Source organism: Mycobacterium sp. IS-1556 (assembly GCF_001499985.1).
In the GTDB taxonomy this organism is placed as follows: Bacteria; Actinomycetota; Actinomycetes; order Mycobacteriales; family Mycobacteriaceae; genus Mycobacterium.
Window position 1 is genome coordinate 218,353 of record NZ_LQIM01000038.1, and the last position, 25,931, is coordinate 244,283.

27 protein-coding genes are annotated in these 25,931 nt (G+C 69.3%); 17 read left to right on the forward strand and 10 right to left on the reverse strand.

The window, feature by feature from the left end:
- The first annotated feature begins 60 nt into the window (after nucleotides 1-60).
- From AU187_RS19350 to prcA, 3 genes are read left to right on the forward strand one after another with little or no spacing between them, the layout of a single operon-like run.
- The gene (locus AU187_RS19350) at nucleotides 61-255 is read left to right on the forward strand and encodes a ubiquitin-like protein Pup (protein WP_059102157.1); all 195 of its coding nucleotides are present in this window, start codon (nucleotides 61-63) and stop codon (nucleotides 253-255) included.
- A complete protein-coding gene (prcB, locus tag AU187_RS19355) occupies nucleotides 252-1,145 on the forward strand; it encodes a proteasome subunit beta (protein ID WP_059102158.1) in 894 nt (297 codons plus the stop codon). The genes AU187_RS19350 and prcB overlap by 4 nt, the downstream gene beginning before the upstream one ends.
- On the forward strand, nucleotides 1,142-1,882 hold the full coding sequence (gene prcA, locus AU187_RS19360) for a proteasome subunit alpha (protein WP_059167196.1): 741 nt from the start codon (nucleotides 1,142-1,144) through the stop codon (nucleotides 1,880-1,882). The genes prcB and prcA overlap by 4 nt, the downstream gene beginning before the upstream one ends.
- Nucleotides 1,883-1,904: 22 nt before the next feature.
- Here prcA and AU187_RS19365 read toward each other — a convergent pair whose 3' ends face one another.
- Genes AU187_RS19365 through AU187_RS19375 form a run of 3 tightly spaced genes read right to left on the reverse strand, consistent with a single transcriptional unit; the run spans nucleotide 1,905 to nucleotide 4,653 of the window.
- Nucleotides 1,905-2,792 carry an alpha/beta fold hydrolase gene (locus AU187_RS19365; protein ID WP_059167197.1) on the reverse strand — a complete coding sequence of 296 codons (888 nt, stop codon included), beginning with the start codon at nucleotides 2,790-2,792 and terminating at the stop codon, nucleotides 1,905-1,907.
- Between the two features lie 20 nt (nucleotides 2,793-2,812).
- Nucleotides 2,813-4,381, reverse strand: a complete 1,569-nt coding sequence (locus tag AU187_RS19370) for an alpha/beta hydrolase (protein WP_059167198.1) — start codon at nucleotides 4,379-4,381, stop codon at nucleotides 2,813-2,815.
- The gene (locus AU187_RS19375; RefSeq protein WP_059102162.1) at nucleotides 4,378-4,653 is read right to left on the reverse strand and encodes a DUF7162 family protein; all 276 of its coding nucleotides are present in this window, start codon (nucleotides 4,651-4,653) and stop codon (nucleotides 4,378-4,380) included. Before AU187_RS19375 ends, AU187_RS19370 begins: the two co-directional genes overlap by 4 nt.
- 165 nt (nucleotides 4,654-4,818) lie before the next feature.
- Here AU187_RS19375 and pafA point away from each other — a divergent pair, with 165 nt between their 5' ends.
- From pafA to AU187_RS19410, 7 genes are all read left to right on the forward strand, one after another.
- Complete coding sequence (gene pafA / locus AU187_RS19380; RefSeq protein ID WP_156425392.1) at nucleotides 4,819-6,177, forward strand: Pup--protein ligase; 1,359 nt, start codon at nucleotides 4,819-4,821, stop codon at nucleotides 6,175-6,177.
- Nucleotides 6,178-6,309: 132 nt separating this feature from the next.
- Nucleotides 6,310-7,197, forward strand: a complete 888-nt coding sequence (locus tag AU187_RS19385) for a type IV toxin-antitoxin system AbiEi family antitoxin (RefSeq protein ID WP_059102163.1) — start codon at nucleotides 6,310-6,312, stop codon at nucleotides 7,195-7,197.
- A gap of 84 nt (nucleotides 7,198-7,281) precedes the next feature.
- The gene (locus AU187_RS19390) at nucleotides 7,282-8,268 is read left to right on the forward strand and encodes a helix-turn-helix transcriptional regulator (RefSeq protein ID WP_059102164.1); all 987 of its coding nucleotides are present in this window, start codon (nucleotides 7,282-7,284) and stop codon (nucleotides 8,266-8,268) included.
- Nucleotides 8,265-9,221 carry a helix-turn-helix transcriptional regulator gene (locus tag AU187_RS19395; RefSeq protein ID WP_059102165.1) on the forward strand — a complete coding sequence of 319 codons (957 nt, stop codon included), beginning with the start codon at nucleotides 8,265-8,267 and terminating at the stop codon, nucleotides 9,219-9,221. The genes AU187_RS19390 and AU187_RS19395 overlap by 4 nt, the downstream gene beginning before the upstream one ends.
- A gap of 29 nt (nucleotides 9,222-9,250) precedes the next feature.
- A complete protein-coding gene (tatA, locus tag AU187_RS19400; RefSeq protein WP_059102320.1) occupies nucleotides 9,251-9,520 on the forward strand; it encodes a Sec-independent protein translocase subunit TatA in 270 nt (89 codons plus the stop codon).
- Nucleotides 9,521-9,571: 51 nt separating this feature from the next.
- Complete coding sequence (gene tatC, locus AU187_RS19405; protein ID WP_059102166.1) at nucleotides 9,572-10,522, forward strand: twin-arginine translocase subunit TatC; 951 nt, start codon at nucleotides 9,572-9,574, stop codon at nucleotides 10,520-10,522.
- Nucleotides 10,512-13,283 (forward strand): DEAD/DEAH box helicase, encoded by a 2,772-nt coding sequence (locus AU187_RS19410; protein ID WP_502687777.1) that lies wholly within the window; start codon nucleotides 10,512-10,514, stop codon nucleotides 13,281-13,283. Before tatC ends, AU187_RS19410 begins: the two co-directional genes overlap by 11 nt.
- On the opposite strand, the gene AU187_RS19415 is transcribed toward AU187_RS19410, so the two are convergent.
- Entirely contained in the window at nucleotides 13,280-13,783 is a 504-nt protein-coding gene (locus AU187_RS19415) for a nuclear transport factor 2 family protein (RefSeq protein ID WP_059102168.1), read from the reverse strand. The two genes, AU187_RS19410 and AU187_RS19415, sit on opposite strands and share 4 nt — an antisense overlap.
- A gap of 102 nt (nucleotides 13,784-13,885) precedes the next feature.
- On the opposite strand from AU187_RS19415, the gene AU187_RS19420 reads away from it, so the two are divergent.
- On the forward strand, nucleotides 13,886-14,551 hold the full coding sequence (locus tag AU187_RS19420; protein ID WP_059102169.1) for a winged helix-turn-helix transcriptional regulator: 666 nt from the start codon (nucleotides 13,886-13,888) through the stop codon (nucleotides 14,549-14,551).
- 111 nt (nucleotides 14,552-14,662) lie between these two features.
- The gene (locus AU187_RS19425; protein ID WP_059102170.1) at nucleotides 14,663-15,448 is read left to right on the forward strand and encodes a DUF4333 domain-containing protein; all 786 of its coding nucleotides are present in this window, start codon (nucleotides 14,663-14,665) and stop codon (nucleotides 15,446-15,448) included.
- A 15-nt stretch (nucleotides 15,449-15,463) separates the two neighbouring features.
- Here AU187_RS19425 and AU187_RS19430 read toward each other — a convergent pair whose 3' ends face one another.
- Complete coding sequence (locus AU187_RS19430) at nucleotides 15,464-16,429, reverse strand: 5'-3' exonuclease (protein WP_082683735.1); 966 nt, start codon at nucleotides 16,427-16,429, stop codon at nucleotides 15,464-15,466.
- A gap of 32 nt (nucleotides 16,430-16,461) precedes the next feature.
- Between AU187_RS19430 and AU187_RS19435 the strand changes: the two genes are divergently transcribed.
- Nucleotides 16,462-17,619, forward strand: coding sequence for a M24 family metallopeptidase (locus AU187_RS19435; RefSeq protein ID WP_059167200.1), 1,158 nt, complete (start codon nucleotides 16,462-16,464; stop codon nucleotides 17,617-17,619).
- Here the strand turns inward: AU187_RS19435 and AU187_RS19440 are convergent.
- Nucleotides 17,616-18,041 (reverse strand): F420-dependent biliverdin reductase, encoded by a 426-nt coding sequence (locus AU187_RS19440; RefSeq protein ID WP_059102173.1) that lies wholly within the window; start codon nucleotides 18,039-18,041, stop codon nucleotides 17,616-17,618. The genes AU187_RS19435 and AU187_RS19440 overlap by 4 nt on opposite strands.
- A gap of 35 nt (nucleotides 18,042-18,076) precedes the next feature.
- Between AU187_RS19440 and dprE2 the strand changes: the two genes are divergently transcribed.
- From dprE2 to AU187_RS19460, 4 genes are read left to right on the forward strand one after another with little or no spacing between them, the layout of a single operon-like run.
- Complete coding sequence (dprE2, locus tag AU187_RS19445; protein ID WP_059102174.1) at nucleotides 18,077-18,835, forward strand: decaprenylphospho-beta-D-erythro-pentofuranosid-2-ulose 2-reductase; 759 nt, start codon at nucleotides 18,077-18,079, stop codon at nucleotides 18,833-18,835.
- Complete coding sequence (locus tag AU187_RS19450) at nucleotides 18,832-20,010, forward strand: bifunctional cobalt-precorrin-7 (C(5))-methyltransferase/cobalt-precorrin-6B (C(15))-methyltransferase (RefSeq protein ID WP_059102321.1); 1,179 nt, start codon at nucleotides 18,832-18,834, stop codon at nucleotides 20,008-20,010. Before dprE2 ends, AU187_RS19450 begins: the two co-directional genes overlap by 4 nt.
- Nucleotides 20,007-20,762, forward strand: coding sequence for a precorrin-4 C(11)-methyltransferase (cobM, locus tag AU187_RS19455; RefSeq protein WP_059102175.1), 756 nt, complete (start codon nucleotides 20,007-20,009; stop codon nucleotides 20,760-20,762). Before AU187_RS19450 ends, cobM begins: the two co-directional genes overlap by 4 nt.
- Nucleotides 20,762-21,496, forward strand: a complete 735-nt coding sequence (locus AU187_RS19460; protein WP_059102176.1) for a cobalt-precorrin-6A reductase — start codon at nucleotides 20,762-20,764, stop codon at nucleotides 21,494-21,496. The genes cobM and AU187_RS19460 overlap by 1 nt, the downstream gene beginning before the upstream one ends.
- Here AU187_RS19460 and AU187_RS19465 read toward each other — a convergent pair.
- The 4 genes from AU187_RS19465 to cobG all read right to left on the reverse strand — a co-directional run bounded on the left by AU187_RS19465 (nucleotide 21,471) and on the right by cobG (nucleotide 25,917).
- Nucleotides 21,471-22,547 (reverse strand): phosphotransferase family protein, encoded by a 1,077-nt coding sequence (locus AU187_RS19465; protein WP_059102177.1) that lies wholly within the window; start codon nucleotides 22,545-22,547, stop codon nucleotides 21,471-21,473. The two genes, AU187_RS19460 and AU187_RS19465, sit on opposite strands and share 26 nt — an antisense overlap.
- Before the next feature lie 110 nt (nucleotides 22,548-22,657).
- Complete coding sequence (locus tag AU187_RS19470) at nucleotides 22,658-24,130, reverse strand: precorrin-2 C(20)-methyltransferase (protein ID WP_059167201.1); 1,473 nt, start codon at nucleotides 24,128-24,130, stop codon at nucleotides 22,658-22,660.
- Nucleotides 24,127-24,753 (reverse strand): precorrin-8X methylmutase, encoded by a 627-nt coding sequence (locus AU187_RS19475; protein WP_059167202.1) that lies wholly within the window; start codon nucleotides 24,751-24,753, stop codon nucleotides 24,127-24,129. The genes AU187_RS19470 and AU187_RS19475 overlap by 4 nt, the downstream gene beginning before the upstream one ends.
- A 9-nt stretch (nucleotides 24,754-24,762) precedes the next feature.
- Nucleotides 24,763-25,917, reverse strand: a complete 1,155-nt coding sequence (gene cobG, locus AU187_RS19480; RefSeq protein ID WP_059167203.1) for a precorrin-3B synthase — start codon at nucleotides 25,915-25,917, stop codon at nucleotides 24,763-24,765.
- Nucleotides 25,918-25,931 lie beyond the last annotated feature (14 nt).

Genomic DNA, 25,931 nt, shown 5'->3' on the forward strand with positions numbered 1-25,931 from the left:
GGTAATGTGGAGTGACGGCGGGCAGCAGTGAGCCGCCGATGACATACGCAGGAGGCAGCGATGGCTCAGGAGCAGACCAAGCGTGGCGGTGGCGGCGGCGATGACGACGACCCCACCGGCAGCACGGCCGCCGGGCAGGAGCGTCGCGAGAAGCTGGCTGAGGAAACCGACGACCTGCTGGACGAGATCGACGACGTTCTCGAGGAGAACGCCGAGGACTTCGTCCGCGCGTACGTCCAGAAAGGTGGACAGTGACCTGGCCGCACCGCGATCAGCTGGCCTTTCCCACACCTCTACCAGGAGCTTTCTCCGTACCCGTGGACTTGTCGTCCTTTTCTGAACTGCTGCGCCGACAGGCGCCCGAACTCCTGCCCGTCAACGAGCACGCCGTCGCCACGGATGCGTTGCCGCACGGCACCACGATCGTCGCGCTGAAGTACCCCGGCGGCGTGGTGATGGCCGGTGACCGCCGCGCCACCCAGGGCAACATGATCGCCAGCCGCGATGTGCAGAAGGTCTACATCACCGACGACTACACCGCGACCGGCATCGCCGGGACCGCGGCGATCGCGGTCGAGTTCGCCCGGCTCTACGCCGTCGAGCTCGAGCACTACGAAAAACTCGAAGGCGTCGCGCTGACCTTCTCCGGCAAGGTCAACCGACTCGCCACCATGGTGCGCGGCAACCTCGGCGCCGCCCTGCAGGGGTTCGTCGCGCTGCCGTTGCTCGCGGGCTACGACCTCGACGACGCGAACCCCGAGGCGGCCGGGCGCATCGTGTCCTTCGACGCGGCCGGCGGCTGGAACATCGAGGAAGAGGGTTACCAGTCGGTGGGATCGGGCTCGATCTTCGCGAAGTCGTCGATGAAGAAGTTGTATTCGCAGGTGACCGACGGGGATTCGGCGCTGCGGGTGGCCATCGAGGCGCTGTACGACGCCGCCGACGACGATTCGGCGACCGGCGGGCCCGACCTGGTGCGCGGCATCTATCCCACCGCGGTGATCATCGGTGCCGACGGCGCCGAGGAGGTGTCCGAGGAGCGCATCGCCGAGTTCGCCCGGCAGGTGATCGAAAACCGTTCGCGCTCTGACACCTTCGGCCCGGACGCCGTCCACCGTTCGACCGACGCGCGGGGAGATTCGTGAGCTTTCCCTATTTCATCTCGCCTGAGCAGGCGATGCGCGAGCGTTCCGAGCTCGCGCGCAAAGGCATCGCCAGGGGACGCAGCGTGGTGGCGCTGGCGTACGCCGACGGCGTGCTGTTCGTCGCCGAGAACCCGTCTCGCTCACTGCAGAAGGTCAGTGAGCTCTACGACAGGGTCGGCTTCGCGGCCGTCGGGCGGTTCAACGAGTTCGACAGCTTGCGCCGCGGCGGCATTCAGCTCGCCGACACCCAGGGCTATGCCTATTCTCGTCGGGACGTCACCGGCCGCCAGCTCGCGAACAGGTATGCCCAAGCGCTCGGCAGCATCTTCACCGAGCAGGCCAAGCCCTACGAGGTCGAGTTGTGCGTCGCGGAGGTCGCCCATTACGGCGAAACGAAACCGCCCGAGATGTACCGCATCACCTACGACGGGTCGATCGCCGACGAACCGCACTTCGTGGTGATGGGCGGTACGACTGATCCGATCACCGCGGCGCTCAAGGAGTCCTACACCGAGAACGCCGGGCTGCAGGACGCGGTGAAGATCGCCGTCGACGCACTGAAGGTCGATGGCAACGGCGGCTCGGAACAGCGCACGCTGGGGCCGTCGACGCTCGAGGTGGCCATTCTGGACGCCAACCGGCCGCGCCGGGCATTCCGCCGGATCACCGGCGCCGCACTGGAATCGCTGCTCCCGACCGAGGCGTCTTCGGAGACGTCCGAGAGCTCGGGCGAGTAACTCTTTACTCGTACCGACGCGGTCAACCCGCGGCCGGTGCGGGTCGAGCCCGAATGAGGATAAGCTCGGCGAACTGCTCGGGACACTCGAGCGGGGTGAAATGCCCTGCATCGTAAGCGAAGTGCAGCTCCACATCGGTGAAGTAGTGCCCCAGCCGGTCCGACCACTCGACCGGGAACAGGGGATCATGGCGCGGCCACACCACATCGGTGGGCACATGGATCTTGATGGCTCGTTCCGGTGGCAGTTCGGTCAACGACTGGGCGATCATGCCGGCGCCCGCGCGGTACCACGCGATCGAGGCGGTGAACGCGCCGGGCAGGCCGTAGTCGGACACCAGCCGCTCCAGATCATCATCGGAGACAGTGAAGTCCGGACCCGACCAGTGCGTCCAGAAGTGCCGCAGGTAGTCGCGGACGAGGTCGGGATTGCCGTCGATCAACTGCGCCGCCAACGGCAGCTGATGAAACGCCTGGTACCAGAACTCGCTCTGCGCCTTCGCCGTCAGGACGCGGTCCCCTGCGCCGGGCAGCGGCGGGGACAGCACCAGCGAGCGCACCAGATCCGGCTGCATGCGGGCGACGCTCTGCGCGACTCGACTGCCGACGTCGTAGCCGGCGAGCACCACCTGCGACAGCTCCAGATCCTTGATCAGGCCGATGACGCTGCCCGCCTGCGCGGTGGCGCTGTAGAAATGCCGGATCGCGACCGCGTGTTTGTCCGAGCCGCCGAACCCGCGCAGGTCCGGCACGACGACATCGGCGGCATCACCGAGCAGCGGTATCACCCGGCGGTAGTCCTGGCGGTTGCCGGGCCAACCGTGCAGCAGAACCACTGGCGGCGCGCCCCGGATGCCGAACCGGTCGTAGGCGAGCCGGAACCCGTCGACAGGAGAGCTACGGGACCACATCGGCTCATTCTGGCCGGATGTCAACCCGCTTGTTGCGCGGTTGCGCCATCCCTTCCGAGATCGCCGGTGATCACCCCCAGAATCGCCCGCCATGAGTCCGATGGCGCGTTGAGCACGTCGGAGTGGGCACCCGGACCGGCCATCGGCCGCCCGTCGTCGTAACGTCCGGTCGGTAACCGGATCACACCGGGCATCTCGTCGGGGTCGGCGCCGTGCGGGCCGCCAGGAACGCCCTGCACCAGCGCGATGAGATCGCCCGGCGGCGTCATCGAGAAGCGCACCACATCCGGGTTGCGGTTGTGCCAGTCACCGGGATCGTCTACCCCGACACCCGCGCCGGCGGCCGCCACGTACAACGTGCGGTCGGAGGTCAGTCCCAACGATTCCGCCGTGCCCACGATCGACCCGCCATAGGAGTGGCCGATGACCGTGACCGGCACCCGGCGGCCGGTCGCGTCCACGGTGCGGTCGACGTCCTCGCTGAACGCGACCAGTCGCGGCGCCATGGCGAGCGCGTACCGAGGATCGGCCGCAGCCGCCAGCGCGCTCGCCGGATTGTCGCCGCGCGGAAACGGGCCACCGAGATAGGTGATCGTCGCGGTGTCGCCGCGGGTCGCCGAGACGAACCGGCGCGCGGTCCGCGCGTTCGCCGCCGAACCGGCGATCGTCGTGTTCAAACCCGGCACCAGCACCGCGACGCTCGACGCCGACGCGACGTCGCCGTGCAGTTCCACCAGCGACGCCCGGGCCGGGTCGAACGCGAGCAGCTGGCGGTCGATGCGGCCGTGTTCGCCTGCCGGATCGTCGATTTCGGCTAACAGGCCCCGGTACAGCGCAAGGCGGTCGGGATCGGGTTCACGCAGCACAGCCTGTGCGACGTTCGTCCGGTTGGCCTCGATCCGCATCTCCCACGGCACGCCGTCGGTATTGCCGACCTGCGCAGGGAACGCGTCGACCAACTGCTGCCGCTGCTCGGGCGTCATCGTCGTGATCTGGTCGGCGATCCGGTCCTGGCTCGAGGTCGGCCACGCGGCGACGACGTCGGCTTCCGCTCCCACGTCGCCGGCGGCCCGCATCGCGAACGCCTCCACGATGTCGTTCGCGGCGTCGGCGTCCGCGGCGTCCAGGCGATCGAGCGCCTGACCGAGCTGGCTGGTCAGTTCGGCCGCCCGCACAGTGAGCATCTCCACCGCGACGGCCGGGACGCCACCGGACAACGCGACCAGCAGCTCCGAGGGGTCCGCCTGCACGGACACCGATCCGGCGTCGTCGACGGCGAACCCGTCAGCGGTGGCCGCGGAGGCCAACGCCATGACCTCGGCGCGCGCCGAGGCGATCTGAGACGCTCCGTCGCGCGCCGCGGCGGCCCCCAACACAAGGGCGCGAGCAACCGTATCGGCCGTTGCCACAATGGTTTTCGCCTGCATGCGAGCCGCGTCGGCGGCCGCGCCGGACCAGAAGCCGAACTCGGCGGCCAGGGTGTCGGCATGAGCCGACACGAGCCGGGCGTGGCGGTCCCATTCCGCTGCCAACACGTGCAGCGCGTCGGGTCGCCAGGCTTCGGCCTGGCCGATGGTCGGCCGCGTCACCGTCCGAGACGGTCGACGTTGCGTTCTTCTGCGCGCTCGAACGCATCAGCCGACTTCTCGGCCGCCAGGGCCCATCGGCGCATGTCGGCGACCACCCCGGCGAGCCGCGCCGCGCCGAGCGTGGGTGCCGTGACGTTTCCGACGGCTGAACCGGGCAGGGCGTCTGCATCCAATTCGGGCCACGGTGTCTCGGCGATCCGTTCGGCGGCGGTCATGACTCTGTCGGCGACGGTGCGCAGCTGCGACACGTCGACCTCAACGATTTCCCCCATGGCTCATGCTGACAGAACCGGGGCCAACCGTGCCGAAGTTATCCACAGGGCCGGCCGTGACGGACCGCGCCGACAGTGTCAACGCCCTGTCAACGCCGATGTCCGCCGCGATCTTCGGCGCGGCTTGCCCGACGTGGCCGCCGGGCAACCAGTAGTCTCGATGAGGTGCAGCGACGGATCATGGGCATCGAGACCGAGTTCGGTGTCACCTGCACGTTCCACGGCCACCGGCGGCTGAGCCCCGATGAGGTCGCCCGCTACCTCTTCCGGCGGGTGGTGTCGTGGGGCCGCAGTTCGAACGTCTTCCTCCGCAACGGCGCCCGGCTCTACCTGGACGTGGGCAGCCACCCGGAGTACGCCACCGCCGAGTGCGACAGCCTGAGCCAGTTGGTCACCCACGACCGGGCGGGTGAGCGGGTGCTCGAAGACCTGCTCATCGACGCTGAGCAACGGTTGGCCGACGAGGGCATCGGCGGGGACATCTACCTGTTCAAGAACAACACCGACTCGGCGGGCAACTCCTACGGCTGCCACGAGAACTACCTGATCGTGCGCGCGGGCGAGTTCTCGCGCATCTCGGATGTGCTACTGCCGTTCCTGGTCACCCGTCAGCTGCTGTGCGGCGCGGGCAAGGTCCTGCAGACGCCGAAGGCGGCGACGTTCTGCCTGAGCCAGCGCGCCGAGCACATCTGGGAAGGGGTGTCGTCTGCGACGACGCGGTCGCGCCCGATCATCAACACCCGCGACGAGCCGCACGCCGACGCCGAGAAGTACCGCAGACTGCACGTCATCGTCGGCGACTCGAACATGTGCGAATCCACCACGATGCTCAAGGTCGGCACGGCGTCGCTGGTGCTGGAGATGATCGAGGCCGGGATCGCGTTCCGCGACTTCTCGCTGGACAACCCCATCCGGGCGATCCGCGAGGTCAGCCACGACCTGACCGGCCGGCGCCCCGTGCGGCTCGCCGGCGGCCGGCAGGCCAGCGCGCTCGACATTCAACGCGAGTATTACTCCCGCGCGGTGGAGTACGTGCAGACGCGGGAGCCGAATACGCAGATCCAGCAGGTCGTGGACCTGTGGGGACGCCAACTGGATGCCGTGGAGAGTCAGGACTTCGCCAAGGTCGACACCGAGATCGACTGGGTGATCAAGCGCAAGCTGTTCCAGCGCTACCAGGACCGCTACAACATGGAGCTGTCCGATCCGAAGATCAGCCAGCTGGACCTGGCGTATCACGACATCAAGCGTGGTCGCGGCGTGTTCGACCTGTTACAGCGCAAGGGACTGGCCGCGCGGATCACCACCGACGAGGACATCGAGGCCGCGGTCAACACGCCGCCGCAGACCACGCGGGCCAAGCTGCGCGGGGAGTTCATCAGCGCCGCGCAGGAGGCTGGTCGCGACTTCACCGTGGACTGGGTGCACCTGAAACTCAATGACCAGGCTCAGCGCACGGTGTTGTGCAAGGACCCGTTCCGCTCGGTCGACGAGCGGGTGAAGCGACTCATCGCCTCGATGTAGGTCTTCAGCCATTTAGCTCGAGCGCTCAACCACGTACGGTTTCGGCGCGAAAATCCGTACCAGGGTGAGCGCTCGGCAGTTATCCACAGGCCCTGCTGGCGATTTCGTGGCGGCTCAACACACAATGCGCAAATGCCGCCAGAGCTCTGCGCCGTCTTCGCTGCGCAGGGCGGAGTCGCAACCTATTCGCAGATCTTGGATCACCTGAGCCGTCGCGGTTTGCAGCGCTTACTGAGGACCGCCGAACTGGTCAAGATCTTTCCTGGTATTTACAGCCGTGGTGCACCCGATGCGTTTACTCGTCTGCACGGGTTGGACCTGCGCTGCGGTGGTCGGGTTGCGGTGTGTCTGGGCACCGCCGCGGCGCTTTTCGGTTTCGACACCGAGAACGTCACCGACCTGCATGTCCTCAACCCGGAGAGCCGCCTTCTGCGGGACCAGCCGGGCCTTCGAGTGCATCGGAGGCAGGGCGCGCCCCTTACCAGCTACCGTGGCCGTCCGCTCACCGCGCCGGGTTGGACTGCGGTCGAGGTGGCGCGAAGCCTGCACCGCCCTCGGGCCTTGGCGACGCTCGATGCCGCCTTGCGCAGTCAGACGTGCGATCGCCTCGACCTGCTGGCAGCCGCTCAAGCACAGGCCGGCCGGCGCGGCGTCGTGACCGTCCGAGAGCTCATACCGCTGGCCCGGCCTGAAGCCGAGTCACCGATGGAAAGCGAGGCCCGTCTCGTCATGATCGATGGCGGGTTACCACATCCGGCCCTGCAGCACGAGATCGTCGACCGAGACGGTCGATTGTGGCGGGTCGACTTCGCCTGGCCGGATCGCAAGGTTGCCGTCGAGTTCGACGGATTCGACTACCACAGTTCGCGAGAATCGCTACGCAAGGACCGCCAAAAGCGGGCTGCCCTCGAGGAGATCGACTGGGGGGTGATGTCGATCGTCAGCGACGATGTGCGGAGGCAGCCCGATGTGATGGTCCGCCGCATTCGTGTCCAGCTCACGCGAACGATGGCCGCATGAGCGCTCAACCAAGTACGGTTTCGGCGCGAAAATCCGTACCAGGGTGAGCGCTCGCCGTGGGCCACCCACACTAGGCTGAGCCGAGTGGCGATCTCCAAAGTCGAGCGGCTGATGAACCTCGTGATCGCGCTGCTGTCGACGCGGAACTTCATCACCGCCGAGCGCATCCGCGAAACGGTCTCCGGCTACTCCGACAGCCCCAGCGACGAGGCCTTCTCGCGCATGTTCGAGCGGGACAAGAACGAGTTGCGCGACCTCGGCATCCCGCTGGAAACCGGCCGCGTTTCGCAGTTCGATCCCACCGAGGGCTACCGGATCAACCGCGACGCCTACGCGCTGCCCGCGGTCGAATTGACGCCCGACGAGGCGGCAGCCGTCGCCGTCGCCACCCAGCTGTGGGAGTCGCCCGAACTGATCACCGCCACCCAGGGCGCGCTGCTGAAACTGCGCGCGGCCGGCATCGACATCGACGCCGTCGACGCCGCGCCCGCGATCACGTCGACCGCGACGCTGCCGGGATTGCGCGGCTCGGAGGAGGTACTGGGAATCCTGTTGTCGGCCATCGATTCCGGACAAGCAGTGCAGTTCTCGCACCGACCCTCGCGAAGCGAGCCCTACACCACCCGCACGGTGGAGCCCTGGGGCGTCGTCACCGACAAGGGCCGCTGGTATCTGGTCGGACACGACCGCGACCGCGACGCCACCCGGACGTTTCGGCTCTCCCGGATCGGCGAGGTGGCGGCCATCGGGCCGCCCGGCGCGGTACGGCGCCCGCCCGACGTCGATCTGCGCGAGATCGTCGGGCGCGCGGTCGGCGACTGGCCGTCGGGCGGGCAGGCCCGGGTCTGGATCGCCGAGGGCAGGGGCACTGCGCTGCGGCGACGGGCCGTCTCGGTCGCTCCGCACACGCACAACGGACGGGCCGGCGAGGTCATCACCATCGACATCGGCATGTTCGACCGGTTGGCTCGCGAGGTCGCCAGCTACGGGCCCGACGCGGTGGCGCTCGAGCCCGAGCCGCTACGCGAGGACGTGCTGGCCAGGTTGCGAGCCCAGGCGGATAGCGCATGACAACCGTGTCGACACGGCTGGTGCGGCTGCTCAACATGGTGCCGTACTTCCAGGCCAACCCCAGGATCACCTACGCCGAGGCTGCATCGGACCTCGGCGTCACCGTCAAGCAGTTGCGCGACGATCTCAACCAGCTGTGGATGTGCGGCCTGCCGGGCTACGGACCCGGCGACCTGATCGACTTCGAATTCTCCGGCGACACAATCGAAGTGACGTTCACCGCGGGTATCGACCACCCGCTGCGGCTGACTTCGCCGGAGGCGACCGGCGTGTTGGTCGCCTTGCGGGCGTTGGCCGACATACCGGGCATGGTCGACCCGGAGGCCGCGCGCAGCGCGATCGCGAAGATCGAGTCGGCCGCCGGGACCGTGGGCCACGGCGGCGCGGCGGTCGACGAGCCGGCGCCCGTGGAGAGCGAGGCCGCCGCGGCGGTGCGGCAGGCGGTGCGCGACGGACGTGCGCTGTCGATCGAGTATTACTCGGCGTCGCACGACATGCTGACCAGCCGGGCCGTCGACCCGATCCGCGTCGTGCTGGTCGGCGACCACAGCTACCTGGAGGCCTGGTGCCGGTCGGCGGAGGGAGTGCGGCTGTTCCGATTCGACCGCATCGTCGACGCGCACGTCCTCGACGAGCCGTCGGCGCCGCCGCCTCCGGCCGTGCAGGCGGAACCGGACACCTCGCTGTTCGACGCCGACCCCTCGCTGCCGTCGGCGACGTTGCTGATCGACCGCTCGGCGGCCTGGATGTTCGACTACTACCCGTTGCGGGTCCTCCGGGAACTGCCCGACGGCGCCTGCGAGGCCGCGATGACGTATGCCTCCGACGACTGGATGGCCCGGTTCGTGCTCGGCTTCGGCTCGGCCGTGCGCGTGCTCGAGCCCGCCGGGCTGGCTGCCCGGGTGCGCGACTCGGCCGCCGCGGCGCTGAGCGAGTATGGGGTGAACGAGTAGACTGGCCGCGACGTCTGGAGGTGACCAAATTGGGTGGTCTACAACCCTGGCACTGGGTGATCGTTATCGCTGTGTTCGTGCTGCTCTTCGGTGCCAAGAAGCTCCCGGACGCGGCGCGCTCGCTCGGTAAGTCGATGCGGATCTTCAAATCGGAGATCAAGGAGATGCAGGCCGATTCGAAATCGGACACGCGTGAGTCCGATGCCGCCGGCCGAACGGCTCCGCCGACGCCGATCGCCTCGGAGCGGGTCGAGACGGCGCCGGAGACCGAGCAGCCGTCGGACAAACGTCCGGCCTGATCGTCACCGATCACCTAGCCGCGGCCGCGCTGCCGCGTCAGTAGGCATGCCGTGCAGACTCCAGGACTCCTCAAGAAACTCGATCCTCGCCGGCGGCGCTCCCGCGTCAACCCCGACGGCACGATGTCGCTGGTCGAACACCTGCACGAGCTGCGCACCCGGCTGCTGATCTCGGCGGCCGCGATCGTGGTCACCACGATCCTGGGCTTCCTCTGGTACACCCACGGCGTCTTGGGGCTGCCCAGCCTCGGCGACTGGCTGCGCGGTCCGTACTGCGAGTTGCCCGCCTCGGCCCGCGCGGACATCACCGCCGACGGGGCGTGCCGGTTGTTGGCAACCTCGCCGTTCGATCAGTTCCTTCTGCGCCTGAAGGTCGGTCTCACCGCCGGCATCGTGCTGGCCTGCCCGGTGTGGCTCTACCAGTTGTGGGCGTTCATCACCCCCGGCCTGTACAAGAAGGAGCGCCGGTTCGCGGTCGCGTTCGTCACCGTCGGCGCCGCGCTGTTCATCGCCGGCGCGGTGCTCGCCTACATCGTGCTGTCCACGGCACTGGGCTTCCTGCTGACCGTCGGCAGCGACGTGCAGGTCACCGCGCTGTCCGGCGACCAGTACTTCGGCTTCCTGATCAACCTGCTGCTGGTGTTCGGCTTCAGCTTCGAGTTCCCGCTGCTGATCGTGATGCTCAACGCGGTCGGCGTGTTGACCTACGAGCGGCTCAAGGCGTGGCGGCGCGGGCTCATCTTCGCGATGTTCGTGTTCGCCGCGCTCTTCACCCCCGGGTCGGATCCGTTCTCGATGCTGGCGCTGGCGTTCGCATTGACGGTGCTGCTCGAGTTCGCGATCCAGATCGCGCGGCTTCACGACCGGCGCAAGGCCCGCCGCGCCGCGCTCGAGGATGTGCCCGACGACGTCGCGGCGCCGATCGGACCCGCCGAGCCCGTCGAGGCGCCCAGCACCGTGCCGACGTCGGCGCGGCACGTGGTCGATGACGATGCCACCTAGTGAATTGGGCTGCGAGCTAGCCCGTTTCACCGAGCAGCTGACGTTCGCGCTCGATGACTTCCAACGCCGCTCGTGTGAGGCGCTGGAGAACGGGCACGGCGTGCTGGTGTGCGCACCGACAGGCGCGGGCAAGACCGTGGTGGGCGAGTTCGCGGTGCACCTCGCGCTGGCCGCGGGCGGCAAGTGCTTCTACACCACACCGATCAAGGCGCTGAGCAACCAGAAGCACAACGACCTGGTGACCCGCTACGGGCCGGACAAGATCGGGTTGCTCACCGGCGACCAGTCGATCAACGGCGACGCCGACGTGGTGGTCATGACCACCGAGGTGCTCCGCAACATGCTCTACGCCAATTCCTCAACGCTGCACGGGCTTTCGTACGTCGTCATGGACGAGGTGCACTTTCTGGCCGACCGGATGCGCGGTGCGGTGTGGGAGGAGGTCATCCTGCATCTGCCCGACGAGGTGCGGCTGGTGAGCTTGTCGGCGACGGTCAGCAACGCCGAGGAGTTCGGTGGCTGGATCCAGACGGTGCGCGGCGACACCACGGTGGTCGTCGACGAGCACCGGCCCGTCCCGCTGTGGCAGCACGTGTTGGTTGGCAGGCGCCTGTTCGACCTGTTCGACTACCGCGCCACGCGAGCATCCCGCGCATCGAGAGCAGAGGGCCGGGAGTTGCTCGTCGACCCGGAGTTGTTGCGACACATCGCACATCGGCGCGAAGCCGACCGCCTGGTCGACTGGCAGCCACGCGGCCGCGGCCGCTACCGGGATCGGCCGAGCATGTACCGCCCGCCGTCGCGCCCCGATGTGATCGGCACGCTGGACCGCGAAGGGCTGTTGCCGGCGATCACGTTCATCTTCTCGCGCGCCGGGTGCGACTCCGCGGTCAAGCAATGCCTGCGGTCCTCGCTTCGGCTGACCACCGACGAGGAACGGGTTCGCATCGCCGAGGTGGTCGACCGGCGCTGTGGTGACCTGCCCGAAGCCGACCTGATCATTCTCGACTACCACGAGTGGCGCGAGGGTCTGCTGCGCGGATTGGCGGCCCACCACGCCGGGATGCTGCCGGTGTTCCGCCACACCGTCGAAGAGCTGTTCTCCGCGGGACTGGTGAAGGCGGTATTCGCCACGGAGACACTGGCTTTGGGTATCAACATGCCCGCGCGCACGGTGGTGCTGGAGCGGCTGGTCAAGTTCAACGGCGAGCAGCATGTGCCGTTGACGCCGGGGGAGTACACCCAGTTGACCGGGCGCGCGGGCCGCCGCGGCATCGACGTCGAGGGCCACGCGGTGGTGCTGTGGACGCCGGACGTCGAACCGGCCGAGGTGGCCGGGTTGGCGTCGACGCGGACATTCCCGCTGCGCAGTTCGTTCGCGCCGTCGTACAACATGACCATCAACCTCGTGCAGCAGATGGGGCCGGCGCAGGCGCACAAACTGTTGGAGAGCTCGTTCGCGCAGTACCAGGCCGACCGGTCGGTGGTCGGGCTACGGCGAGGCGTCGAGCGCGGTGAGCGGATGCTCGACGAGATCGCCGCCGAACTGGCCGGCGGCCAGGAAGCCGATGTTCTCGGCTACGTCCGGCTGCGGCTGCAGATCTCCGAACGGGAACGCGCCCAGTCACGGGCGTCGCGGCTGCAGCGGCGCCGGGCGGCCAACGAAGCGCTGGCGGCGCTGCGCCGCGGCGACATCATCACGATCACCCACGGTCGGCGCGGTGGACTGGCCGTCGTGCTCGAACCGGCCCGCGACGAGGACGATCCGCGGCCGCTGGTGTTGACCGAACATCGGTGGGCCGGGCGGATTTCGTCGGCCGACTACTCGGGAACCTCGGCGCCACTGGGTTCGATGCCCCTGCCCAAGCGCGTCGAGCACCGAAACCCGCGCGCGCGCCGCGACCTTGCGTCGGCGCTGAACTCGGCCGCGGCCCGCCTCGATCTCCCGGCGCGCAAACCCAAGCGCAGCGGCAATGCCGGCCAGGAGCGCGACATCGACCCCGAATTGGCCGCGCTGCGAGAGCAATTGCGCTCCCACCCCGCTCACCAGTTGCCCGAGCGGGAGGAGAAAGCGCGGCTGGCCGAGCGGTACCTGCGCATCGAGCGCGACAACGAACAGATCCGGCAGAAGGTCGCGGCGGCGACGAACTCGTTGGCGCGCACGTTCGACCGGATCGTGGTGCTACTGACCGAACGCGGTTTCATCACCGGCCCTGCAGAGGACCCGAAAGTGACCGACGACGGTCGCCTGCTGGCCCGGATCTACAGCGAGAGCGACCTGTTGGTGGCGGAGGCGTTGCGCACCGGCATCTGGGAGGGCCTGGACGCGGCAGAACTGGCGGCTGTGCTCTCGGCGGTGCTCTACGAATCCCGCGGCGACACGCCGGGAGGACGCGACGGGGCCGACATCCCGACCGGCAAGCTGCGCCGGGCGGTGAACCAGACCCGGCGGCTGTGGGCGGAACTGCGTGCCGACGAGCAACGTCACCGCATCAACCAGAGTCGCGAGCCCGACGACGGCTTCGTCGCGGCGGTCTTCCGGTGGGCCACCACCGGCGACCTGACCAGCGCACTGGCCGCCTCTGACGCGGCGGGCAGCGGATCGCCGTTGTCGGCGGGCGATTTCGTCCGGTGGTGCCGTCAAGTGCTCGACCTGCTCGACCAGGTACGCAACGCCGCACCGACCCCGGCACTGCGGGCCACGGCGAAACGCGCGATCAACGACGTTCGACGAGGCGTCGTCGCTGTTGACACCGGCTAGATCAGCCGGGGCACGAAGAAGTCTGCGGTACGGAATGCGAGAGCCAGCGGTCGGGCCAGGACTGCCACCAGCGTCCCCCGTGCGCGGCCGCGACGCCTGGCGGTGACCCGCGGCGGAAGTGTCGCGAACAGTGTCGCCACTGCCGGCAGCGGACGGGCGAAAACCGTGAACTCCGCGATCAGCCCGTCTTCGTTCACCCGAACGACGTTCATGGCCTCGAGTTTCTGTCCGCGCACGCGCCCGGTGAAGGGAAACGATCCCGTATCGCCGAGGGTCAGTGCTTCGCCTGTGCCGAGATCATCGAGCACGGCGAAGATATCGCGGTGCAGCGCCACTACTTCGTCCTTGCCCTCGAAGCGGATGCGCGAGGTGAGCGGGGAGTGGAAGACGACGTCGGGCGCCAGAAGATCGGCCACCGCTTCGGGGTCGCCGTTTTCCGCGGCCGCGCGCAGGGCGGTGATCGCTGTGCACAGCGGCGCGTTGGGTCCGGTGGCAGCCATTGAAACTCCTTGTCGGCAGAGAGCATTCGGGGAACGGGATCCGTCAGCCAGACTGCTTGATATAATCAAGCGAGCTTTAATAAGTCAAGCATAGGTGGTGGGATGAGTCGAAACTACGGCCAGTACTGCGGGCTCGCGCGGGCGCTCGATGTCGTCGGCGATCGGTGGAGTCTCCTCATCGTTCGCCAACTCCTCGTCGCACCGGCTCGTTACCGCGAGTTGCTCGACGGGCTGCCGGGCGTGGCCACCAATCTGCTCGCCGGTCGGCTCCGCGATCTGGAGGCGGCCGGAGTGGTCGAACGGCGGCTCGCTGACGACGGTGGCGCCGTTACCTATGCCCTCACCTCATGGGGCGCGCAGCTGCGGGAGCCGATCGAGGGCCTCATTCGCTGGTCGAGTCCGCTGATGGTGCACGGACCCGGCGACGACGTCTTCCGCACCGACTGGCTCGTCGTGGCGCTACCCGCCCTGCTCGGTGGCACGGCGGCTGGGCGCCGGGCCTTGACGGTCGGGATCGCGGTCGACGGCCGGATGGTGCAGCTCCGGGCGACGCGCACGGGCATCACGGTCGGCCCGCACGACGGTCGCGAACTCGACGCCGTCGTGCAGGCCGACGCCGCAATCGTCTTGGGCCTGGCAGCGGGAATGCTCGCGCTCGACGATGTACTCCCGCTCGTCGACATAGACGGCGATGAGGCCGCTGTGCGAGCCGTCTTCGGCGCCGATGGCAGGGCCAAGGCAAGCGGCAAGGGCACCGTCGCGCAATGACGCGCGGCTGCGCCCGCCTGAATATGTCATCGCAAGTGCATGCAACGGTAGGGTGTTGAAGCACGACACCGGATGTACTCGCGGCTCGGCCGCGGTCGATCAAGGAGTGAGATGAGCGGACCGCAGGGATCTGATCCGACGCAGTCATGGCCCGGCCAGCAGCCGGAACAGCCGACGGACCAGCCGTCCAGCGAGTCGTCGGCCAACCAGCCGTGGCAGCAGCAGCCGCAGAGCAGCGAACCGACGCAGGCCGCGCCGCAGTGGCAGCCACCCGCCTACGACCCGTCACAGGCGCAGCAGTACCCGGGATACCAGCAGCCCGCGTACCAGCCGCCGCAGCAGTATCCGGCGACGGAGCCGCAGTACGGTCAGCAGCCCGGCGAGTACAACCCGCAGGCCTACCAGCAGCCCGGTCAGTACGGGCAGCCGCAGTACGGCCAATACGGGCAGCCGCCCGGCCAGCCGCAGTACGGCCAGCCGCCCACCGGGCAGTTCGGGCAGCCGGGCCAGTTCGGCCAGTACCCGCAGTACCAGCAGCCGGGCGCCGAGGAGGGCTCGAAGCGCTCGCTGGCGGTGATCGGCGGCGTGATCGGCCTGCTGGCCGCGGTGATCGTCGTGGTGGTGCTGGTGCTGGGCTTCTGGAAGCCCGGCTTCTTCGTCACAACCAAACTCGACATCGACGCCGCGCAGTCCGGGGTGCAGCAGATCCTCACCGATGAGGCGAACGGTTACGGCGCCAAGAACGTCAAGGACGTCAAGTGCAATGACGGCCAGAACCCGACCGTCGAGAAGGGCGCGACGTTCGACTGCGAGGTCAGCATCGACGGCACCAAGCGTCAGGTGACCGTCACGTTCCAGGACGACGACGGCACCTACGAGGTGGGCAGGCCCAAGTAGCGGGCCGGTGGCGGCTCAGCCGCCGGGCAGCCCGTCGAGGGCCTTCTGCAGCCGGCCTATCGACGACGTGACGCCGTAGGTCTCGGCGAGCTTGACGACCTTGCGCGGGTGCTCGGCGGCCAGCGGCAGTGCATCCGACGGTGTGGACCAGTTCAGATCGGCGTCGGTGGCGACTTTGACCACCGGGTCGGCGGCCTCGATGTAATCGGCGGCGTTGCGCAGCTTCGTCCGATACGCCTTGCTCATCTTCGACTTCGGGTCGTTGGCCGCGGCCAGGATGTTCTCCAGTGAGCCATGCTGCGCCAGCAGCGTCGCGGCCGTCTTCTCACCGATACCGGGCACGCCGGGCAGGCCGTCGCTGGGGTCGCCTCGCAGCAGGGCCAGTTCGGCGTACGCGGGCCCGGCACGATCGACCGGCACGCCGTACTTCTCGGCGACCTCCGTCGGACCCCACTTGGTGGCCTTGGCCAACCCGCTGCCGAGGTAGAGCACCCGAACCGGTACCGGCTCGTCGCGCACCAACTGCAGCAGATCCCGGTCACCGCTGACCACCACCACTGGGTCACGTTCTTCGCGGGTGACAAGGGTGCCGAGCACGTCGTCGGCCTCGCACTCGGGCGCGCCGGCGGTGGCGATGCCGAACGCGTCGAGAATCTCGAAGATCATGTCGACCTGCGGCGTGAGGTCGTCGGGCACCACCTCGACGTCGGGTTCGCCGTCCGGGTGCTCCTCGAGTACCCGGTGCGACTTGTAGGACGGGATGAGGTCGACGCGCCACTGCGGTCGCCAGTCGTCGTCGCGGCACACCACCAACCGCGACGGACGCTCGCGGGTGATCACGGTCGCCACGGCGTCGAGGAAGCCGCGCAGCGCGTTGACCGGGCGGCCGTCGGGCGCCTTGATCTTGTCGGGGACTCCGAAATACGAGCGGAACCACATGCTGGCACCGTCGAGCAGCACGAGGGATGACATGCGAGCCATCCTGCCAGTGCGCCGCGGATTAGCCTCGTGGCATGACCGCCAGTCGATTCAGCTCCGATGTCTACGCGCACCGACTCGCCGCGGCGGCGTCCGCGGCGGCCGACGCCGGCCTCGCGGGCCTGGTCATCACGCCGGGCTATGACCTGCGCTATCTGGTCGGCTCGCGGGCGCAGACGTTCGAGCGGCTCACCGCGCTGGTGCTGCCCGCCGACGGTGACCCGACGATCGTGGTGCCGCGCCTGGAGTTGGCGGCGCTCACGGAATCCGCGGTGCCCGAGCTCGGCCTGGCGGTACAGGACTGGGTCGACGGCGACGACCCGTACGCGCTGGTCGCCCAGGCGCTCGGCGGTGGTATGTGCAAGACCGGGCCGTCTGGGCGGCTCGCCGTCGCGGTGACCGACTCGATGCCCGCGTTGCATCTGCTGCCGCTCGCCGACGTGCTGGGTGCGGTGCCGGTGCTGGCCACCGACGTGCTGCGGCGCCTGCGGATGATCAAGGACGCCGCCGAGATCGACGCGTTGCGCAAGGCCGGCGCGGCCATCGACCGCGTACACGCGCGGGTGCCGGAATTCCTGGCGCCGGGCCGCACCGAAGCCGACATCGCGGCTGACATCGCCGAAGCCATTGTCGCCGAAGGTCATTCGGAGGTGGCGTTCATCATCGTCGGGTCCGGGCCGCATGGCGCCGACCCGCATCACGAGTGTTCGGACCGGGAGCTGCGGGCCGGCGACATCGTCGTCGTGGACATCGGCGGACCCTACGAGCCCGGCTACAACTCCGACTCCACCCGCACGTACAGCATCGGCGAGCCGGACCCCGACGTGGCGCGGCGCTACGCGGTGCTGCAGCGCGCCCAGCGGGCCGCGGTCGCGGCGGTCCGGCCCGGCGTCACCGCCGAGCAGGTGGACGCCGCGGCGCGCGACGTGCTGGCCGCCGAGGGCCTGGCCGACGCGTTCGTGCACCGCACCGGCCACGGCATCGGGCTGTCGGTGCACGAGGAGCCCTACATCGTGGCGGGCAACACGCTCCCCCTCGAAGAGGGCATGGCTTTCTCCGTCGAGCCCGGTATCTATTTCCCCGGCGAGTGGGGCGCGCGCATCGAGGACATCGTGGTCGTCACCGCCGACGGCGCCATGGCGGTCAACAACCGGCCACACGAGCTGGTGGTGGTCCCCACCGGCGCGAGTTAGACCTCGACCCGGTCCAGCAGGTCCGACGACCCGAGCACCCGCTCGACCCGGACCTCGATGACGACGCGCTTCGGATTGACCCGGGGGGTGCGGTAGCGCTGCGCGTACCGCAGCTCGGCGTCACGGACGGCGTCGGGATCCGCGTTGACCTTGGCCTTGCCCTCCAGCGACAACCAGCGGGCGCCGTCGACCTGGCTCAGCACCGCGACACCCTGCCGGTCGGCGTTCACCGCCTTCTGCGACCCGCCGCTGGTGATGACGCGGGCGATGTGGGTCTTCGGGTCGAACGTGAAGCCGACGGCGACGACGTGGGGTGAATTGTCCGATCGCAGCGTCGTCAGCATGGCCAGATGACGTTCGGACAGAAATGCCAGCGCGTCGTCTGTCAGCCGGGTGGTTGCCTTGCGGCTTGACTGGGCCATCGGGCTTCACGGTAGCGCAGGAGATAATCGCTGCCATGACAGACACGGCTGACACCGGTCCGGCATTGGTCGTGGTTTTCGGCGGTCGCAGCGAGATCGGCGTCGAGGTGGCCACCCGGCTGGCGCCCGGATCGACGGTGGTGCTGGCGGCCCGGCGCGCTCATGACCTCGAGGCGCAGGCGGCGGCCGTTCGCGCCGCGGGGGCGGCGGCCGTGCACGTGCGTGAGTTCGACGCCGACGACCTTCCGTCGCACGGTCCGGTGGTCGACGCGATCGTCGCCGAGCACGGGCCGATCGACACCGCGGTGCTCGCGTTCGGAATCCTCGGCGACCAGGCGCTCGCGGAGAAGGACGCCGCGCACGCCGCGGCGATTCTGCACACCGACTTCGTCGCCCAGGCCAGCCTGCTGACGGTGCTCGCCGCGACGATGCGCGGCGCAGGGTCCGGGTCGATCGTGACGTTCTCGTCGATCGCGGGCGTCCGCGTGCGCCGCGCCAACTACGTGTACGGATCCGCGAAGGCCGGGCTGGACGGCTTCTGCCGCGGACTGGCCGACGCCCTGCACGGTTCGGGGGTGCACCTGCTGTTGGTGCGGCCCGGGTTTGTGATCGGACGCATGACGGCAGGGATGTCGCCCGCGCCCCTGTCGAGCACGCCGGCGCAGGTCGCCGACGCGACCGTGCGCGCACTCCGTCGAAGGCGAGGCGCGGTCTGGGTGCCCGCACCACTCGCGCTGCTGGCATTCGCGTTCCGTGTCACGCCCCGGTTCGTGTGGCGAAGGATGCCGCGATGATCGTCGTCGTCGGCATCGGAGCTGACGGGATGGCCGGGCTGCCGTCCGGCTCGCGGGCTGAATTATGCAGGGCAACAGTGGTTTACGGTTCGAAGCGCCAACTCGCGCTGCTGGACGACACCGTCACCGCGGCGCGGCGAGAGTGGCCGTCGCCGATGCTGCCCGCACTGCACACTCTGCTGGAGGACGTCGACGGTGACGTGCATGTGGTGGCCAGCGGCGACCCGCTGCTGCACGGTGTGGGTAGCTCGCTGATCCGGCTCTACGGCGCCGAGCGGGTGACCGTCCTGCCGCACGTGTCGTCGGTGACGCTGGCTTGCTCGCGGCTGGGTTGGGCAGTGCAGGACACCGAGGTCATCAGCCTGGTGCGGAGTGATCCACACACCGCGGTACGCCGCGGCGGACACGCCGTCGTGATGTCCCGCGACGGCACAACCCCTGCGGCGCTGACGCGACTGCTCACCCACACCGGTCGCGGCGACTCCGAGATCACCGTGTTAGAACAACTCGGCGGGCCCACAGAGCGCCGCCGGGCCGCCACCGCCCGCGAATGGGCGCAGCGACCCCCGGACGACGTCGACGACCTCAACGTGGTCGCGGTTCGCTACCTGCCCGACGAGCGGCAATTCGGGGTGCTGCCCGACGAGATGTTCGCCAACGACGGCCAACTCACCAAGCAACCGGTGCGGGCGGTGACATTGGCGGCGCTGGCCCCGCGGCCCGGACAACTGCTGTGGGACGTCGGTGCCGGATCGGGCAGCGTCGCGATCGAATGGTGCCGCAGCGGTACCGGTTGTCGTGCAATCGCCTTCGAGCGCGATGAACAACGCCGCAACCGCATCACCGACAACGTGGTGGCGTTCGGCGCGCGCGTGCAGGTGCAGCGCGAGGCGCCCGAGTCGTTCGAGTCCGTACCCGCGCCGGACGCGGTCTTCGTGGGCGGCGGCCTGACCCAGCCGGGACTCCTGGAGGCCTGCTTCGACCGGCTGCCGGTTGGTGGCCGGCTCGTCGCCAACACCGTCACTGTGGAGACTGAAGCGCTTGTCGCCCAGTGGTATTCGCGACACGGCGGTACGCTCAGGCGCTTCGAGCATCACCGCGGCGAGCCGCTCGGCGGGTTCACCGGCTGGCGTCCGGCGATGCCGATCACGCAGTGGGCGGTGACCAAACGATGACCGTCTACTTCATCGGCGCCGGGCCCGGCGCCGCCGACCTGATCACTGTGCGCGGACACCGACTTCTGAGCAGCTGCCCGGTCTGCCTCTACGCGGGTTCGATCATGCCCGAGGACTTGCTGGCGCTGTGCCCGCCGGGCGCCCGCGTCGTCGACACCGGCCCGTTGACTCTCGAACAGATCGTCACCGAACTCGCCGATGCCCACGCCGCCGGCCTCGACGTGGCGCGGTTGCATTCCGGCGACCCGTCGATCTACAGCGCGCTCGCCGAGCAGTGCCGCCGTCTCGACGATCTCGGTGTCGACTACGAAATCGTGCCCGGGGTCCCGGCTTTCGCGGCGGCCGCTGCAGTGCTGGGCCGCGAGCTCACCGTTCCGGGTGTCGCGCAGACGGTCACCCTGACCCGGGTGGCGACGCTGTCGACCGCGATGCCGCCGGGTGAGGATCTGCGGACGTTGTCCAAGCCGGGTGCGACGCTGGTGCTGCACCTCGCGGCCGCGCAGATCGACGCGATCGTCCCGCAGCTGCTGGCCGGCGGGTACCGACCCGAAACGCCCTGTGCCGTGGTGGCGTTCGCGAGCTGGCCGCAGCAGCAGGTGGTGCGCTGCGCGCTCGCGGAGTTGGCGGGGCAGACGAAAGCCGCGGGCATCACCCGCACCGCGGTGATCGTCGTGGGCGACGTGCTGGCGGCCGAGGGGTTCGCCGACAGCTACCTGTACTCGTCGAGCCGGGTGCGGCGGGGACGACATTGATGCGAATACTACTGCTGGGCGGTACTTCTGAGGCTCGCGCGCTGGCTGCCCGTCTGCATCCGGACGTCGAGGTGATCAGTTCGCTCGCGGGCCGGGTGCCCGATCCCGCGCTGCCGGTGGGCGAGGTACGCATCGGCGGCTTCGGCGGCGTCAAGGGGCTGCGGCGCTGGCTGTCCGACAACCGGGTCGACGCGGTGGTCGACGCCACACACCCGTACGCCGCGACGATGACCGCGCACGCGGCGGCTGTGTGCGCCGAGGTGCGGCTGCCGCACCTGGTGGTGGCCCGACCCGCTTGGCCGACCGGCGATGCGATCGTCGTGAGCTCTGATATCGAGGCCGCGAAAACCGTTGCTGCCGAGCGGTTCACCCGCGTATTCCTGACCACCGGGCGCTCTGGCGCCGCAGCGTTCAAGGACGTCGATGCATGGTTTCTGATTCGTGCTGTCACGCCGCCCGACGTGTCGGATCTGCCGCGTCGTCACCAGGTGGTGCTGTCGCGCGGGCCGTACCGCTACGACGACGAACTGACCCTGCTGCGCGAGCACCGCATCGACGCGTTGGTCACCAAGAACAGTGGAGGACAGATGACCCGGCCGAAACTGCATGCGGCTGCGGCCCTTGGTGTTGCGGTGGTGATGGTGGACCGGCCGCCGCTGCCGTCGGGGGTGGCGACGGTCGCCACCGTCGACGACGCGGTCGACTGGGTCAGGCTGATGAATACGACTCGATGAGCTCGAGCGTGCCGAGTTCCCGAATGGCTCGACAGCCGCGGCTCAACATCGCGAGCATCATCTCGTCGCCCCGTTCGGTCGACGTCGCGAACGCGGTGCCCAACGCGACGAGCAACGGTGCCTGCACCACCCCGAGGCGGTAGTCGGTCCAGCAGGTGTCCAGGTCGTAATCCCGCACACCGTATCCGAGCAACGCACGGTGATAGTGCTCGACGAGATCTCGCTCGATCTCCGCCCGGACTGTGGGTTCGAGGCTGGTCGCGGTGAAGTACGCAAGGTCGCGGGCCGGCAACCCGACGCCGACGGTCTGCCAATCAACCACAGTGATCCGCGTGCGGCCGGGATCGAACAGCATGTTGTCGAGCCGATAGTCGCCGTGCATCAGCGCATAGCGGCCGGGCTCGGCCATCAGCCACGGCGTCACCGAAGCCATTGCCGCGGTGAGCGTTTCCTGGTCCTCGGCGCTGATCGACGAGCCGAGGCGGTCGATGACAATGTCGGCAGCCATTCGCGAGACATCGCCGAGTCCCTTGGCCGCGTCGGCGTCACCGGGTTTGGGCATCACGACCGCGGACAGCTCCATCCATTCGGGCGCACACCAACTCGGGCCGTGCAGCCCGGCGAGCGCCTCGACCGCGAGCCGCGCCTCGACCGCGTTGCACCCGGTGATCTGGTCGCCCTGGACCGCGGGTGCCATATCGGCCAGCAGTAGCACCACGTCGGCGCCATCCTCGGAGATGTCCTGATGGAAGCTGCGCGGAACGGGGATGCGCATCCGGTTGGCGACCAGCGAGTAGAACTCCACCTCCGAGCGGTAACCCAGCGCGACGCGCTCGCGCACCGTGTCGTCCTGCGCCGAGAGCTTTATCGCGAACGAGGCGGGCAGGTCGGTTTCCCCGCCGTAGGTCGCCGACACCCGGTAGGTGGCGCCCGTCTGACCGGTTCCGATGGGTGTCACGGCGACCGCCTCGACATCGGTTCCCAGCACTGACCCGAGCCACGCCGGCGTTACATCTTCGGGCCCGCGTGGAATGTTGAGGACGGAGGTCACGCGCCGGAGATTAACACTGCCGGCCGTCGCGAGCGCTCACCCTGGTACGAAAATAAGGCCCAAAACCGTACCGGGATGAGCGCTCGCGGCTGGTGAGGTCGCGGGTAGCGCTACGTGGGGTAGCGGCGCGGTGTGAAGACCCGATCGCCGTCCCCGGAATACCACTGCGTCTGCGAGGAGCCGACGATCAGCAGGCAGCGCATGTCGACGTCGGCGGGATCCAGGTCGGCCAGGCGCACCACCGTGACCTGCTCGCGGGGCCCGGACACGTCGCGACCGATCACCACCGGAGTGCCGGGATCGCGGTGCTCGAGCAGAAGATCCCGCATCGCCCCCACCTGCCAGGTCCGGGTCTTCGAGGCCGGGTTGTAGATCGCCAGCACCAGGTCGGCCGTCGCGGCCGCGGTCAACCGCGCCGCGATCACGTCCCACGGCTTGAGCCGGTCCGACAGCGAGATCACCGCGTAGTCATGCCCGAGCGGGGCGCCGACCCGGCTCGCGACGGCCTGCGCGGCGGTCATCGCCGGGATCACCCGCACCGAAACCCCGGGCCACTGCTTGGCCTCTTCCAGCACCGCGGTCGCCATCGCGAAGACCCCCGGGTCGCCGGAGGACACCACCGCCACCGCGCGGCCCTGTTCGGCCAGCGTGCAGGCCAACCGGGCGCGCGCCGGTTCGTCGGTGTTGTCGCTCGGATGTCTGCGCTGATCGTCGCGGGCGGCAACGCGGTCGAGGTAGGGGCCGTAGCCGATGAGGTCGGTGGCCGCGGCCAGTTCGCGTCGCGACTGCGGGGTCATCCAGTTCGGGTCGCCGGGACCCAGTCCCACGACGGCGACGCTGCCGGTGGTCGTCACGTCCTGGCGGCGGCGCCCCGGCAGCATCGCCAGCGAGAAATACGGGACCGTTTCGTCGTCGACGTCGCCCGCGTCCAGGACCCGCTGCCGCGGAGTGCTCGCACGCTCGACGTAGAACGCGTCGTCCAACCGACCGGATGCCGAAAGCGCCTGGCGTACAGCGGGGTACGAGCGACCCAACTTCAGCATCACCGCTGCGTCGGTGTCGGCGAGCCTGCGCTCGAGCTCGTCGGGCGGCAGCGTTCCCGGCAGGATCGTCAACACCTCGTCGCCCTGGACGAGGGGAGTGGCGACCGCCGCCGAAGCCGCGCTCACCGACGTCACGCCCGGCACGATGACCGCGTCGAACCGCTCGGTCAACCGGGTGTGCATGTGCATGTAGGAGCTGTAGAACAGCGGGTCGCCCTCGGCGAGCAAGGCCACATTGCGGCCGGCCTCCAGGTGGGCGGCGATGCGGTCGGCGGACTCGCGGTAGAAGTCCTCCATCGCTCCGGCGTAGCCGCCGGGGTGATCGGTGGTTTCGGTGGTGACCGGGTAGACCAGGTGCTCCTCGATCTGGCCCGGCCGCAGATATGGCTCGGCGATGCCCCGCGCGATGCTGTTGCCGTGCCGCGCGCTGTGGTACGCCACGACGTCGGCCTCGCCGATCACCCGTGCCGCCTTGACGGTGACGAGTTCAGGGTCGCCGGGCCCCAGCCCCACCCCCCACAACACTCCGCGGTCGCTCATTCGCGTTCGGTCGCAATCGCATTCACGGCCGCGGCGGCCATCGCACTGCCGCCGCGACGGCCCGTCACCACGAGATACGACATTCCGCGCGGCCGGTCGATGAGTTCCTGCTTGGACTGTGCCGAGCCGACGAAACCGACCGGTCCGCCCAGTACCGCAGCGGGCGTCGGGGCGCCGTCGTCGAGCAGTTCGAGCAGCCGGAACAGCGCGGTCGGCGCATTGCCGATCGCCAGCACGGCACCGCCGAGCCGGTCGGCCCACAGGTCCACGGCCGCCGCCGACCGGGTGGTGCCGAGCCGGGCGGCCAGGTCGGCGGCTCGCTGGTCGGCCACCAGCGACACCACCTCGTTGGCGGCGGGCAGGCGCGACCGGGTGATGCCCGCGGCGACCATCGAGGAATCACACAGCACCGGCGCGCCCGCGGCCAGTGCGGCGTGGGTCCTGGCGACCACGTCTGCGCTGAACGCCACGTGATCGGTGACGTCGATCTGTCCGCAGGTGTGGATCAGTCGGACGACCACGCGGGCCACGTCGTCGGGAAACCGAGCCAGGTCCGCCTCGTCGCGAATCGTCGCGAACGATTGCCGGTAGATCTCTCCGGCGTCGCGGATGTAGTCGAGCACGCGATCACCCTACGGGTGCGTGTCGCGCGCCCGATATCCGTCTCCGGTCGCCACCAGCACCTCACCGGTGGGCGGGCTGCCGCAGGCCCTGTCGCAACCGACGAAATGGCGGTGGCCTGGGATTGGATTGCCCGTCGCGTGCGCTGAAGCCGGTTCGACGACCGCAGCGGCGGCGTCCGCCCGGACATCGGCCATCGAGTGCTCGCAGCCGGGGCTTCCCGTGCACGCGCTGACCGAGAGCCAGGGGGAGTTCTCGTCGAACACCAGTCCGAGGGGGGCGAGTACACGAAGGGCGACGTCGGCGACTCCCTCGTCGAGGTCGAAAACGAGGATCGAGCGCCACGGCGTGATCGCCATCGGCGCCCCGATCGCGGCGAGGTACTCGGCGGTCCGGGCGGGCAGCACGCCGAGCGGGGCCGCGGCGCCCAGCGTGACGCGGCCGTCGTGCTGGTCGAGCCAGCCGACGGGCGGGCGGGTGACCGCGGGCCACGTCTCTCCCGGCGCTTCCGACCGGGGCAGCTCGCCGAGCAGAACGTCGGGGTCGACGAGTTCCTTGACGCGCCAAGCGGTCCCGCGACTGGCAGCGAATCGCCGCGCCAGCTCGACCATCGCCGGCACCGCGGCGTTCAGCTCCAGTCGGACACCGGTGTCGCGACCGGCCAACAGCAGCGCGGCGGTGTCGCCGGCCGCATCAGTCTGGAAGTGGATGCCGACGTCCGCGCCGAGGCCCGAGATGTCGGCGCGGCCGTCGTCGATGCCGAACAGGAACCGGCCCGGCAGCGCGGCCAGTGCCGGGTCGGCGCAAATCGCCACGTCGAGCTCGGTGATCAGCGCACGGATGTCGGTGGTCGCGCCGACCCGCCCGGACAGCGGCGAGGCGACGATGTTGCGCACGCGTTCGTGGGTCGGCGACGGCAGCAGGCCGGCGGACGCCGCGGCGTCGGCGACCGCGGCCGCGTCGGTGACGCCACGAATCTGAAGGTTGCCCCGCGAGGTCAGCTCTAGCGTGCCCGCGGCCCAATCGATGGCCGCCCGCGCGAGGGTCTCCAACTGCGCGGCGGTGATGGCGCCGCCCGGTAACCGTATCCGCGCCAACGCACCGTCCGCGGCGCGATGCACCTGCAACGCACCGGGGCAGGCGTCCTGCTCGCGGGTTCTGGCCACCGGTTCACGGTACG